Origin of the sequence: Bacteroides mucinivorans (assembly GCF_034654355.2) — a bacterium.
GTDB classification, from domain to species: domain Bacteria; phylum Bacteroidota; class Bacteroidia; order Bacteroidales; family Bacteroidaceae; genus Bacteroides; species Bacteroides nordii.
Genome location: NZ_CP178179.1, coordinates 5,991,126 through 6,004,422 on the forward strand (window position 1 = coordinate 5,991,126; position 13,297 = coordinate 6,004,422).

The window sequence follows — 13,297 nt, forward strand, 5'->3', positions numbered from 1 at the left end:
GAGTTATCGTACTAATATTATTTATTGGTTATTGCAATTATAGTTTTCGTAAAGAAACTATTGTAGACGCCATAAACTGCTAAATTTCCAGTTATATCAATTATATTAGCTTTAAGGCAATCAACCTCAAGACGAAATTTGGCTAACTGCTCAGTTTTTTTCTATTAATACATTATCTTCTAATAGTGACCCTATGTCAGATGGATTATTTCTCATATATTTGTTCTATTAATATAAATTCATTATACTATGTGTACAATCCCAATATTACAATTACTTTTTATTATATCCGAAGGTTATGGGGCTGCTATCATATTTATTATTATTGTAATTTTTCTCATCATCAGTTCCGTTAGTGGTGAAAAAGCTATTATAAAAGAAGCTATAAAAAATGCCCTAAAAGAGAAAAAAGAAGAGAAAGAGAAAGAAAAAAAAGAAGATGAAGAGTTAAAACAACGTCTACACGATGAAGACAAATACGATAATGATTATCGCAAGCGCCATTCATAATATTTTCATTTATTCCAATAGAAATTTTGTATACTATTTTATTATACATATATTTGAAATTTATTTATCTTTCAATATGAAAACATTATTAGGGGTTATTAACCACTGTTGTTGCTTGTTCCTCATATATCCAGAAAGTGAAAACTAAATATTATAAAGAATAAGTCAAGAAATGAGTATTAAAAATATGCCAACATACATTATAAATATAATTTTAATTATTACTTATTCTTACCACACAGTTTAATATAGAACTAACAATGAAAGAAATTTTAATAACATCACTCATTGTAATCGCCATATTTGGTATTTTACATTATTGTTCTAGCGATAGTATCATAGAGCTTCTTTTTAAGAAGCTCAAGAAAGAAGAACGTGCTAAAAAAGAAGCTGAAGAATTAGAACAACGGCTTCGTGACGAGGATAAATACGATAATGATTATCGTAAACGCCATTCATAAATGCATTATTAATTTCCTTGCATAAATATCTTATTATTCATATTTTGTCATATAAATTCATTAGTGTCCCGTTAAAATCGGGACGCGTTAATAATTAATCAAATAATCCCTGAATAAGGGGATTAAATTGCTCTTTGACATCATTGAAATTAGTCTTATTGAACAGTCCTTGTAAAGGAGTTTTATCCGTCAATGAGATGCTAAGAATCTGTAAGACCTCATAAGTTGAACGATTCAACTGCATATCATGTTGGACAATAGCTACCAAACAATAGGTGATGATAGCAACACTAATCTGTATTCGAACAGCATTCTCTGTGGTACCCCAGAACCTTTTTACCTTAAGATGCTGCTTCAACCATTTGAAGAATAGTTCCACGAGCCATCTCTTTTTATAAAGATTGGCAACATCAAGTGCAGAAATGTGTTTGGCATTCGTCAGGAAAGTGAATTCACGTTCATCCTCTTCATCATAAAAACGGATGACTCTGAATGATTCAGGATACTTCTTTTCAGAGGTGTACCCGATCAGTTTCACTTCCGCATCTGAAAGGATATTCTTGGGCATTCTACGCTTCCATTTACAGAACTTGCACTTCAGATTAGACTTCGCTCTGACTACAAAGAAAGAACCTGTAAGGTGAATCCGATAAAGTTCCTTAAACGAGTCATAAGCTCTGTCGAATATATAATAAGCATTTGGCTCATAATTAATAGCGGACATTGCTGTTGAATCATGCCTGGATGCTGTAGTTACTGTATAAAAGGTTGGTATTTGTGCTTCTATGTCATAAAGGACATGGGCCTTAACTCCACCTTTCTTCTTGCGGAACTTCGCCCAAGGGAATGTAGCCAAACATAAAGGAATCGTAGTGGAATCAAACGCATACTTTCTTCCTGGAATATCCAAGATATTAGTAACTCGTTTTTCACATGCTTCCTTCATCATGTAGAAAGCAAAGTCTTCGAAGATTCTATAATCTCGATTCTGATTGGCTGATGCAAGCGTGGTTTTGGCAATGGGTTCACGACCCAACCCCAAATGATAACGCTTTCCTTGATGGGCCTCCAAAGCTACAATCAAATCACGAAGACTTTCACGATTACTGAGTTGACCGAACATCATTGCAAGTAACTGGTTCCAGCAAGCGAAATGTTTCACATATCGATTGCCATCGTACTTGTCTACGAGCCTTCTGAACTTATCATTGTTCAAGAATTCTACTAACTGAGCGAAAACGTATTTGTCTTGGTGCATTTGAGACCGCTTTAATCGACCTCAAAGATATGATTTCAAATCGTCGCGCTTAGAAAAGCATGTCTAATAGACTATATTTCAATCATTTCAAAGAACTATTTATCCTCTTTTACGGGACAGTAGTGATATAAATTATTTAATAATATGGAAGTTCTTATAATTATCGTACTAGTATTATTTATTGGTTATTGCAATTATAGTTTTCGTAAAGAAACTATTGCAGACGGTATAGAAAAAGCCCAAAAACGAGAAAATGAAAAGAAAAAGAAAGAAGATGAAGAATTAAAACAGCGTCTACGCGATGAAGATAAATACGATGGTAACTACCACAAGCGCCATTCATAATATCTCATCTATCCCATAATTTTGCAATCTCGTCAAACCGATCTTTCGTACTAATAGATTCTTCCTTTTCATCTTGTGGTTGATTTTCCCATGAAAACCTACAAATATCAGTAGGAAGTAACTTTCTCTTACTATGAGGTTGCAACATACAGCAAGCTAAAAAGCGGGTTTGTTCCCATGACTCCCGTTCTAATCGTTGTTCCTTTTCTTGCCAGACTTTATAAGCTATAGAAAATTCAGATGGGGTACACCGGCTAAAGTCGTTCATACTCATTCCCATGCACCCCATTGCAATGCCCAACAGTTCCTCTGCTGTTACGCTTTCATCTTCTTTTTTTTTGAGCCTTCAGCACCTTCCGATAAGTTTTCCTGGAACTGTGCAAAGTCCTCCAGATTAATGCCATCGGCAAAGTGATCAAACTCCATGTCAAATGTTATTCCATCGGCACGACAAGCACTACGTACACAACAAAACATAAATAGAGTCAGCAGTTCGAGCTCAGCACCGATGTCATTTACATCCTTGCCGGTTTGACGTTTAAAGTCAATCATAGCACCCATAGTCATGCGACTGGGATACTCTTTTCCGTAAAGTTTCACTTTGTGCATATCTGTGTGAAGATTTACTTTTCAGTAGGTATTAGTTTCAATTCTACCTGACCACTGTTTTCCATTGAAATAGTGTAGCTGGCATCATCATCACCCGGATCTTGTTCTTCGAGACTGGTGATAATGAAATTTCCTTCACGATATTTCGTAGCCTCTTCACCACGCAACGCATAGCGCACTTTCACAGCTTTGCCTGCTTCCCACAACTCAAACAATTTGTCGTACCCCAGTTCATCACCATAAAACTTAAAACCTTCGGCACTAATACTGACAGACAGACCACTGACTGACTTCTCTTTCCACATACCGGGATTGTCAGCTGTCGCTTTTTCAGTAAGAGTAGGTTTCACAGCCCGTTCCTTTGTTTCTGCACTGTTAGTAATTGTACACGTTTTACTGTGTCCCAGCGGAGTGAATGTGTTTTCGCCGGTTACAATGCCCACAAGCATATCACTTCCATGTTGATATCCAGTTTCCATAATTTAAAAAATTAAATTTGTTAATAATTTACCGTTTTATCATTAAAACGAACAGAAACAGTAACGGCTACCTGTACTGTCCGTATCGCTTCGATGATGCAAACATAACGGGGTAAAATTTCAAAAACAAATAACAGTGTAATGGTTACACAAAAGTATGTAACCATTACACTGTTATTTCTCTTATTAGCGATTAATAGGCACCTTTACAGTGAAATATTAAAAACAATTTAAACATAAATTATTATGAGAAAAAAACTTTTCGAGACAGTGACAGACTGTCTAAAGACACTAACCGATTCGGAAACAGGAAAAAAAGTAGTGAAACACATTGATCTTTGGCAGACTTCCATTACCGAATCCGGTAACGAAGCCTCATTTCCAACACCAGCTGTATTTATTGAATTCCTACCAGCTACCTGGAAAACACTTTGTGGAAACAAACAAACGTGTGAAGTGCAGTTACGCCTGCACATAATAGAATATACCGCAGAAAACGACACACAAGTTGCATTACATGGATTTGAACTGGCAGACAGGATCGCCAGTTTACTAACTGAATGGCAATTGGAAAACCGAAGTAGATTCCTGCGAACAGAAAGCCTGACAAATCATGAAAGTGAAAAGGTGAAAGATTGTATGGAAACATTCAAGTTAACAATCTAATAAGTTGTTTCAACTAATCGTGCATTAAAAACAGACACTACTATTATTAATTTTCAGAATATTCATAAAATGAAAAAAAAATGCACAGGCTTCAGCTATATTAATAAAGTCAGAGATGTTAACAATATATATGACACATATGCACGATCGGGGTTATCAAACAGAGAAATCCTGAGACGATACATTTGGCCAAAGCATCTAATTTCAGAAAAAACGTTCTACAACTACTTGAACGCTTATGCGGATCCTAATTTTTTGGAAAGGCTAAAAGAAATGGAACATTCACTATCTATTAAATAATACTTCCCACAACTCAGATATAGATAGCATCACCCAATTAATAGAAGTTCATATGAGCTGCCTACAACAACTTGAATGAACTTCTATTTTCATAAATTTTTAGTGTGGTTACCTCACCTGATAATTAAGAAACACAAAAATATTAAGGAACATCCTAACGAAACCTATTCAAACATTTATAAAAAAGTTTGTATATTGTTGTATTTTTTATTACATTTGCACAATATTAATCAAAACACACAAACTTATGAAACAATCCTCATTATTCCTTATCAATTACTCTCACTTCTTGTTCCAAAGATTAGAATGATACAGTAAACAACTACAATAGTTTAAAGAAACAGGAATAAATATCAAACTTATTAACATGCAAACAATGAAAAAGATTTTATTATTAATGATGACTACATTGGCAATAACCGGATGCAGTAATGAAGAACAGGACAACCTCGTTCCAGAAGAAGTAACAGTAAACATTGATTATGATTTTTGGGAAAGTGGAAGCATGTCAAGATCCGGAGCAGATCTATACACTAACTTCTATAATAAATATGTAAAAACCAAGTTATTGACTCCGACAACTTATTCATTATCCCTAAGTACAAAAGATACGCCTAAACCAACAACTATTAATGGGTATTGGGGAAATAAGGATGGAATTAGATTAGTAGAGGGAACCTATAATATATATGGTACATCTATTCCTACAAGTTCTGGAGCGTCTATTGATACGCTGTCTATGTCATTTAATGAAAAAGTTACGATAACAAAAGAAACTACTTCAATAACATTGACAGCTAAACACTCATCATTCATGCTGATATTTGACGCAAGCAATACCACATCAATAGAATACTCAGGATATCTTGGTAATATACACAGCACTTGTAGCCTTAATAAAAAAGATGAAATCTATTACATATTTCTAAGTAAGGACATTGAAGCATCCGATCAAATTGTTGTAACAAGAAAAAACAAAAAGAAAGTTATTATTAATCTTTATGGATTATCTTTCGAAAAAGGAAAATACTATTACTTTAATGACGTGACAAACTCATTTGATATACCACCAATGACTGAAGGGAACTAATTAATCGAGGTTCAAGGTTGATTTCGATAAGTTGAAACATTCTTACTCACCCCTGATCAAAGTAAATATCTGAGACGAATGAATAAAAATCTCTGATCAATAATAAGTGGTAATAAATGGAACTACAAGTAATTCAAAGTAAGATCTACGAGATACGAGGAAGTAGAGTTATGTTAGACTTTGATCTGGCAAAATTGTATAGTACAGAAACGAGTTTATTAAAACGTGCTGTCAGACGAAACATGGAACGTTTTCCGGAAGATTTTATGTTTCAATTAACGAAAGAAGAAGCTAATAGCCTGTATTCCAGTGGGGTATTCCAAGCTGGCACACCCCAATATAACTTTAGTGCCTATGCTCCTTTTGCTTTTACAGAACAAGGTGTAGCTATGCTAAGTAGCGTATTAAGATCTCCCATTGCTGTAAAGGTGAACATTAATATCATGCGCGCATTTGTTAGTGTTCGACAATTCGTCTTAACCAATGAAAGTAATACCAAAGAGATAGAGTACCTTAAACATCGTATTGAGGAACTGGAACATCAAGGAGTGAAAGCATTTGCTATGATAGAAAGGCTGGGAGAAGAAACGTTAGAAGCCATCAATGATTTATCTGAGGATAACCGTAAAGAATTCGATAACGTTTACCTTGCACTCTCACAGTTGGCAGACAAGAAGAAACAATCTAAACCTCGTAATCCTATTGGTTTTAGGAAGTAATTCTATAATTGACCAATAGAAATAAAACAAATTTTACAAATCAATGAATATGAGAATTAGAAACAATAGCCAGAGGTATATTGTTCTTTCATGAATAGGTAAAGGAAACGAATTAAAATAAAAAGACACTGAAAGACATACACCACTTCATCTACTTTACAAGGCCACGAACTTGCAACAGACTGATAATCAACACTTATAAGATTGTACACTTTTGTTATACAAGAATGTACAATCTTATATGACAAGAGTGTACAATATTGCATGGTAAAAGTGTACAATCTTATAGTTCGTTGGCTATTTAGGTTAAAAACGGAATTCGAATGGACTGATGAGCCGGTATTGGTGGCATTGAATGCAATATCGTGATGGGATTAATAAAGATTTCGAAAAATACAATTATCCTGTCTTTTTGTTCCTATATGGCTGATTTTCATGACACCCTTATTCTAATTATTACTGTAATTGGAGAATAAAATGCATAACAATATCAATTATTATGCGTATTCTATCGTATAATCTTTCTTTAGTTGGATAATCATGCACATTTATTCGGCATGTTATCCTAATTTTCCCGGTATGATAAGTTCGGTTCCTCTACGAGAAACAACTCAAACCTCGTAGAGAAACGACTCGAGACTCTACGAGAAAAAATAAAACTGCCTAAAAAGACGTTTTCAGACGCTAACTGATGGCTAAATTCACTCCAATCTTAACTATTAAAAGTATAATCAAAGAATTTCATAAAGTTGAATTATGTAATAAATATCAAAAAAACAAGATGTTTTTGTCATGCAATTCTCCAAAAAAACATACAATAGGAATAATAGAAGCCAGAAATGCCGAAGATTTTTATTACTTGCAAGAAACCTTCCCTTAATTAGAGGATTCTAAAGGATCAGGAATGTCACTTTGTCAAATTGTAAGTAAGTATGTACTTTGAATAGACACGAACTAATTATTATTTTTCAGACATAAGAACAAAAGAACACATTTTCTGTATAACCTCCATAAACAGCTTATTTGTTCTTATGTTCTTATGTCTAATCTCCATCTATACTGATAGGATAAAACTATCCTGAATATGTTGCCAGTCTGGACAAATTTAACATAGAAAATGAGGTAACCGACAGTATACACCTGTATCAATTCGATTTTTTAATGCGAGCAACATTATAATTCTCAATCGAATTTATTTCCTTTATAATATATTTCCATAACTTTGGCCCGTACTATCAAAAACACTCTCTGTATATGGATAAAAAATACATTATAGGCTTACAGAAGGGCTCATACTCCGATTTTAATAAATTATATGACCTTTATGCAGATAGATTGTATGGCTTTGCTTACAACCTGACACATTCGTCGGAGATGGCAGAGGAAATTGTGCAGGAAGTCTTTTTAAAAATCTGGCAGATGCGGGAGCACTTATCTCCCGAATATTCTTTTCGTTCTTTTCTCTTCACTATTGCCAAAAATAAATTCCTGAACGACCTGAGAAACCGGCTCACCTTGCTTTCTTATGACGAATACATAACTCAACTGGATGTTACGGAAGGAGGAGAAAACTCCACAGAGAATGAGTTTAACTTCAATGAGTTGAATGAACAGGTCCTCCAGTCCAAAGATAAACTGAGTAAGCGGCAAAAGATGATATTCGAAATGAGTAAAGAAGAAGGATTGTCAAATCAGGAAATTGCTTTGAAACTTGGTATCTCCGAACAATCTGTCAGAAATCAATTAAGTAGCGCACTCAAAGTACTTAGAGAAGAACTCATTAAAATCGGCTTTTCTTTCGCTCTCTTTTTTATGAGTTAGTGATAAACCTAAAAAAAGTTAATAACAAAGGATACATATGTTACATGATTCGTATTTCTGTGTATCACTTATAAACGGACAGGATTGATTATGGAGAAACAGAATAATATACTTGAAAAATATATTCGCGGCAGCATCAGCGAAGAAGAATATAATGAATTGCAACAGCAGATTCAGAATGATTCTGATAACAGTGTCGGGGATATGCTAAATGAGTGTTGGCAAAAAGACCTGAATATCCACGTTATGCCCCGGGCTGCGAAAGAACGGACCCGGAGACTGGTTAACGAAAAGATAAAGAAGGATATGAGACGCGTCTGGTTCAAACGGGCGTCGACCATTGCAGCTTCTATTCTGGTACCCGTATTAATCATCTCTACGGTTTATTTCTATAAGGAAATGGACCATTACAAGCAGATACCCAATATCGTATCTGTCAACAAAGGACAACGAGCCGGTATTACACTGCCTGATGGAACAATTGTTCATTTGAACAGTGAATCTAAACTGACTTATACTCCGGACTTTAATGGTAAGTTGCGAGAGGTGGTTCTGGAAGGAGAAGCCTTTTTTGAGGTCACTCCCAATAAGGAGAAGCCTTTCATTGTGAAAACGTCCGTTTTCGATGTAGAGGTATTGGGAACTTCTTTTAATGTCTCGGTTTACAATGATGAGAATATTGTAGAAACCGCACTTATGGAAGGAAAAGTGAAACTGACGATGCAGGGCTGTCCGTCTAAGCCTGTTTATCTGACGCCTTCACAGAAGTTTATCTATTCCAGAAGCGATCGGCAAGGTACTATCTCCATCATGGAGGGAGATACCGAACTGGCCTGGAAACAAGGTATACTTGCATTCAATGCAGAACCGTTGGAAGAGGTTTTCCGAAAAATAGAACGCTGGTACGGAGTAACGATGCACTACGACAAAGAAAGTTTAGTGAACGACAACTTCACAGGACAATTCAAGATGATTTCCATCCAGGAAATGATGAATATATTGCGCATGCACTATAACCTGAAATTTAAAATAGAGAATAATGACATATACATAATCTAAAAACAAAAAAGCATATGAAAAATACCGATTAAAAAAATCCTTTCGTCCTCCACCGTTCCGTCCTTTTTTTAAGAAGCTGATAAAAATAATCAAAACAGTTTCTTAATATCCAAATTCATTTTAATCAATTCAATTGACAGGGAGCCTTCTCAGGGTGGCTCCAAGTCATTGCTATGCCCTTTTTTAAACAAAAAATGCTTATGAAGAAAATAATAATGTATATCGCCTTACTGATGTTGCCGATCCTTTGTTCAGCGCGGAAAGCCTTTGTGATAGAAGAAGGCCGAACCGTGATACTGACGGGTAAACATGCTTCATCACCGGCACTGCTTGCAGCACACGAACTGCAATATTTCGTAAAACAATCATTGGGGATACACGTACCCATAGTGAATGAATTACCATCGAAACCCACCGGGATTATCTATGTGGGTAACAGTGAATATACGGATAAAATACACTTTGAACCACAGGAATATCTGATACAAATCACTCCGGAAACAATCGTTCTGATGGGACAGGACGAAAACTCTGACAGTGATGGGGGACGCGATAACAACGGTATAACACCCTCAAAAGACCGGTTAAAAATTAACTACTCAAAGCTGACAGGTAATTCATCGGCCAACGTAGAGTTGACGCTGCCGTCTATTTATGATGCACAAGGAACTTGTTATGCTGTATATGACTTCGTTGAGAACTATCTGGGTGTCCGTTTCTATGGTCCGGCTCCGCTAAATGTGATTGTCCCCAAACAGAAGCAACTGAAACTGGCTCCAACCCGAGTGATGCGTTCTCCTGCAATCAAATACAGAGACAGTAGCTATTCTTTTGATTGGCCGATGATGAAAGAACAATATTTTGAAGCTACGCCGGAGATGACCCAGCTATTCCTCAGAAGAATCCGGTTCGGCGGAGAGAAATGGGCTGCCAATCATGCTTTCACAGCTTATCAGGACCGTTTCCTTCAAAAGAACCCGGATCGTCCGGAACTCTTCGAAGGTTACCATCCCGAATATTTTGCCGTCGGACGTACCGGAGGGCCTCACGAACGCCAGTTCTGTTATACCAATCAGGCATTTATCAAACAGGTGGCCAAAGATGCCTGCGGCTATTTTGACGGGCAGCCCCTGAAAGGTGAACAAATAGCTTTAGGAGACTATTTTGCAGTGGTTCCGCTTGACAATGCCAACTGGTGCCAATGTGAAGAATGCAGCCGGCAACTGGCTATTGATAAAGATAATATCCGGGGAGAACACTTCAATTGCGGTACTGCCACCCATTACCTGTGGACCTTCGTCAACAATGTGGCTAAAGAGGTAAAGAAAACGCATCCCGGAAAAAAGATAGCCGCCCTCGCCTATCATGTATATGCTTATCTGCCTGAGGATATAGAACTGGAAGATAACATATCGGTAGCCCCCTGCCTTCACCCACGCAACTATTGGGCACCAAAGATGAAAGAGAATGAAACTGATTTCTACAAAGACTGGATTGAAGAAAGCAGGAAGAGCCATCGCCCCGTCTATCTGTGGAATTACCTGTGTTTCCCAACCGAACGCGGACTGGTACAGGGGTTCAACGTATTTCCCGGATTCAGTATCCACCAGGTGGCCGAAGAAACAAAAATGTACGCCCGGGATGGTGTACGAGGCATATTCCTTTGTGGAATAGGAGAGCAGTTTGATTTCTATGCCACCATGAAACTCTATGATAATCCGACATTAGACATAGACCACCTGCTAAATGAATTCTTCACCTCTTATTTTGGTAAAGCAGCCCGCCCCATGCGCAACTTCTATGACAAAATAGAACAGGTATACAGTGATTCCAAAAATTATCCGTTGGACATTCAGACTAAAGATGCACAGTTTCACCAGACAGAAGCAATAGCATGGGAATACCTCGGAACAGACCGGGTAATGAAGGAACTGGAAGGGTATATCCGTAAAGCACAATCGCTGGCAGATAGTCCGGCAGAAAAAGCACGCGTGGATTCATGGGTGAAAGGAGTCTGGGAATATATGCAAACAGGTAAAGCCAAATACATATCTAAAAAAGCAAAAGAATGAAACTTATCAATCTCTTTCTGTTCCTCTTCCTGCTGGGATGCGTAAGTTGCAAAAGCCCGGAAGAGAACATACCCAACGAGTCTATACAGATTATTCCTCTGCCAAACTCGTATGAACTCAAACCGGGCAGTTTCTGTATGACCGGACAAACAACGATCGGAATAGATACTTCTGACCCGGCAATGGTAGCCCTGGCAGAATACTTCAACGAAAAGACAAGTGATGCTACCGGATTCTCTTTACCGATTGGTGACTCCGGAACAATCGTCTTTCAATTAGGCGATTATAAAGAGTTGGGAGAGGAGGGATATCAGTTGTCCGTATCCTCCGGGAAACTCGTGCTGAGTGCATACAGGCATCATGGTATATTCAACGGCATACAATCTGTTCTTCAACTACTCCCTCCGGAAATAAAATCGAAAACAGTACAGCCACAGAAAACATGGTACATCAATTGTGTGGAAATCACCGATAAACCTCAGTTCGCATGGCGCGGGCTGATGCTTGACGTCAGCCGGCACTTCTTTACCAAACAGGAAGTGAAGCGGTTCATAGACCAAATGGCAGAATACAAATATAATGTGTTTCACTGGCATCTGACCGATGATCAGGGGTGGAGACTTGAAATAAAATCACTGCCTGAACTGACCAATATCGGTGCATGGAGAGCTCCCCGGGTAGGTAACTGGTGGGAGAGAGAACCCCAACTTTCTACCGACTCTTTGAGCTATGGAGGGTTTTATACTCCGGAAGACATCCGGGAGGTCGTAGACTATGCCCGGAAACGCTATATTACGATAGTGCCCGAAATAGATATACCCGGACACAGTATGGCTGCTCTATCGGCATATCCGGAAATCTCTTGTACGGGTGGCCCTTTTCATGTGAATGTAGGAAATACATTTTATACAAAAGTAGAAAATTCCTTGTGTGCAGGCAATGAACGGACGTTTGAAGTTCTTGATTCTGTATTCTCTGAAGTTGCCCGTCTTTTTCCTTCCCCATATATACATATCGGAGGCGATGAATGTTATAAAGGCTTTTGGGAGAAATGTCCCAAATGCCGGATGCGAAAACAAAAAGAACATCTGAAAAATTCGGAAGAACTGCAAAGCTACTTTATAAAACGGGTGGCCGACATGGTTCAGAAAAAAGGGAAACAAATTATCGGATGGGATGAGATACTGGAAGGTGGCTTAGCTCCGGAAGCAATTGTAATGTCATGGAGAGGTATAAAGGGAGGTGCGGAAGCTGCCCGCCAAGGACACTCGGTTATTATGACTCCGAGCGATCATTGTTACCTGGATTTCTATCAGGGAGACCCGGCTGTTGAACCGAATACTTATGCTATGCTTCGCCTGCAGGATTGCTACAAATATCAGCTTATCCCCGACAGCATAAATCCGTCTCTGGTAATGGGCGGACAAGGAAACCTTTGGACAGAATCCGTACCTCACTACCGTCAGGTGGAATACATGGTCTGGCCCCGTGCTTTAGCTATATCCGAGACATTATGGACCGATGCCCGGCTACGTAACTGGAAATTCTTTGTCCACAGGGTAGAACAACAATTTGAACGCTTCGACCAATCCGGAGTTAACTATGCCCGTAGCATTTATGATCCGATCATCTGTCCGCACCGGGATAAAAAGAACGAACTGAAAATAGAACTGAAGACAGAAGTAGAAGGCCTAAGCCTGTTCTATACATTCGACAATACAATCCCCGATGTCTACTCCAATATGTATACAGATACACTTTCTGTTCCTAAAAATGCATCGATGCTTCGCGTAGCCACTTACAAGGGACAGGTACAAGCAGGCAGACAGGTTGATGTTACAATCGAGGAGCTGAAAAAGAGAGTGACGGAATAAAAAGTAATATGTTATAAAACATAAAAAAAGAGAT

General features: G+C 37.8%; 15 protein-coding genes. 10 read left to right on the top strand and 5 right to left on the bottom strand.

Features of this window, described 5'->3' with window-relative positions; genetic code table 11:
- Positions 1 to 249 precede the first annotated feature (249 nt).
- On the top strand, positions 250 to 510 hold the full coding sequence (locus tag VCM39_RS22370; protein ID WP_122201242.1) for a hypothetical protein: 261 nt from the start codon (positions 250 to 252) through the stop codon (positions 508 to 510).
- A gap of 260 nt (positions 511 to 770) precedes the next feature.
- Positions 771 to 971 carry a hypothetical protein gene (locus VCM39_RS22375; RefSeq protein ID WP_122201243.1) on the top strand — a complete coding sequence of 67 codons (201 nt, stop codon included), beginning with the start codon at positions 771 to 773 and terminating at the stop codon, positions 969 to 971.
- Positions 972 to 1,065: 94 nt separating this feature from the next.
- Here the strand turns inward: VCM39_RS22375 and VCM39_RS22380 are convergent, their stop codons facing one another.
- Positions 1,066 to 2,229, bottom strand: a complete 1,164-nt coding sequence (locus VCM39_RS22380; protein ID WP_221648348.1) for an IS4 family transposase — start codon at positions 2,227 to 2,229, stop codon at positions 1,066 to 1,068.
- 144 nt (positions 2,230 to 2,373) lie between these two features.
- Between VCM39_RS22380 and VCM39_RS22385 the strand changes: the two genes are divergently transcribed.
- Positions 2,374 to 2,574 (top strand): hypothetical protein, encoded by a 201-nt coding sequence (locus VCM39_RS22385; protein ID WP_221648347.1) that lies wholly within the window; start codon positions 2,374 to 2,376, stop codon positions 2,572 to 2,574.
- Positions 2,575 to 2,578: 4 nt separating this feature from the next.
- Here the strand turns inward: VCM39_RS22385 and VCM39_RS22390 are convergent, their stop codons facing one another.
- From VCM39_RS22390 to VCM39_RS22405, 4 genes are read right to left on the bottom strand one after another with little or no spacing between them, the layout of a single operon-like run.
- Positions 2,579 to 2,842 carry a hypothetical protein gene (locus VCM39_RS22390; protein WP_255585216.1) on the bottom strand — a complete coding sequence of 88 codons (264 nt, stop codon included), beginning with the start codon at positions 2,840 to 2,842 and terminating at the stop codon, positions 2,579 to 2,581.
- Positions 2,843 to 2,889: 47 nt separating this feature from the next.
- Positions 2,890 to 3,183, bottom strand: a complete 294-nt coding sequence (locus VCM39_RS22395; RefSeq protein ID WP_122201245.1) for a hypothetical protein — start codon at positions 3,181 to 3,183, stop codon at positions 2,890 to 2,892.
- 14 nt (positions 3,184 to 3,197) lie between these two features.
- Entirely contained in the window at positions 3,198 to 3,662 is a 465-nt protein-coding gene (locus VCM39_RS22400) for a phage tail tube protein (protein ID WP_007483092.1), read from the bottom strand.
- A gap of 20 nt (positions 3,663 to 3,682) precedes the next feature.
- Positions 3,683 to 3,829, bottom strand: a complete 147-nt coding sequence (locus VCM39_RS22405; RefSeq protein WP_007483091.1) for a hypothetical protein — start codon at positions 3,827 to 3,829, stop codon at positions 3,683 to 3,685.
- Positions 3,830 to 3,908: 79 nt separating this feature from the next.
- Between VCM39_RS22405 and VCM39_RS22410 the strand changes: the two genes are divergently transcribed.
- The 7 genes from VCM39_RS22410 to VCM39_RS22440 all read left to right on the top strand — a co-directional run bounded on the left by VCM39_RS22410 (position 3,909) and on the right by VCM39_RS22440 (position 13,263).
- Positions 3,909 to 4,328 (top strand): hypothetical protein, encoded by a 420-nt coding sequence (locus VCM39_RS22410; RefSeq protein ID WP_007483089.1) that lies wholly within the window; start codon positions 3,909 to 3,911, stop codon positions 4,326 to 4,328.
- A gap of 676 nt (positions 4,329 to 5,004) precedes the next feature.
- Positions 5,005 to 5,718, top strand: coding sequence for a hypothetical protein (locus VCM39_RS22415; protein WP_322932292.1), 714 nt, complete (start codon positions 5,005 to 5,007; stop codon positions 5,716 to 5,718).
- A gap of 116 nt (positions 5,719 to 5,834) precedes the next feature.
- Positions 5,835 to 6,437, top strand: coding sequence for an ORF6N domain-containing protein (locus tag VCM39_RS22420; RefSeq protein ID WP_122201249.1), 603 nt, complete (start codon positions 5,835 to 5,837; stop codon positions 6,435 to 6,437).
- A 1,254-nt stretch (positions 6,438 to 7,691) separates the two neighbouring features.
- Positions 7,692 to 8,258: an RNA polymerase sigma-70 factor gene (locus VCM39_RS22425; protein ID WP_322932293.1), complete on the top strand. Its 567-nt coding sequence runs from the start codon at positions 7,692 to 7,694 to the stop codon at positions 8,256 to 8,258.
- Positions 8,259 to 8,348: 90 nt separating this feature from the next.
- Positions 8,349 to 9,317 carry a FecR family protein gene (locus VCM39_RS22430; RefSeq protein WP_122201252.1) on the top strand — a complete coding sequence of 323 codons (969 nt, stop codon included), beginning with the start codon at positions 8,349 to 8,351 and terminating at the stop codon, positions 9,315 to 9,317.
- 200 nt (positions 9,318 to 9,517) lie between these two features.
- Positions 9,518 to 11,389 carry a DUF4838 domain-containing protein gene (locus VCM39_RS22435; protein WP_322932294.1) on the top strand — a complete coding sequence of 624 codons (1,872 nt, stop codon included), beginning with the start codon at positions 9,518 to 9,520 and terminating at the stop codon, positions 11,387 to 11,389.
- Entirely contained in the window at positions 11,386 to 13,263 is a 1,878-nt protein-coding gene (locus VCM39_RS22440; protein WP_289292859.1) for a beta-N-acetylhexosaminidase, read from the top strand. The genes VCM39_RS22435 and VCM39_RS22440 overlap by 4 nt, the downstream gene beginning before the upstream one ends.
- The last annotated feature ends 34 nt before the right edge of the window (positions 13,264 to 13,297 follow it).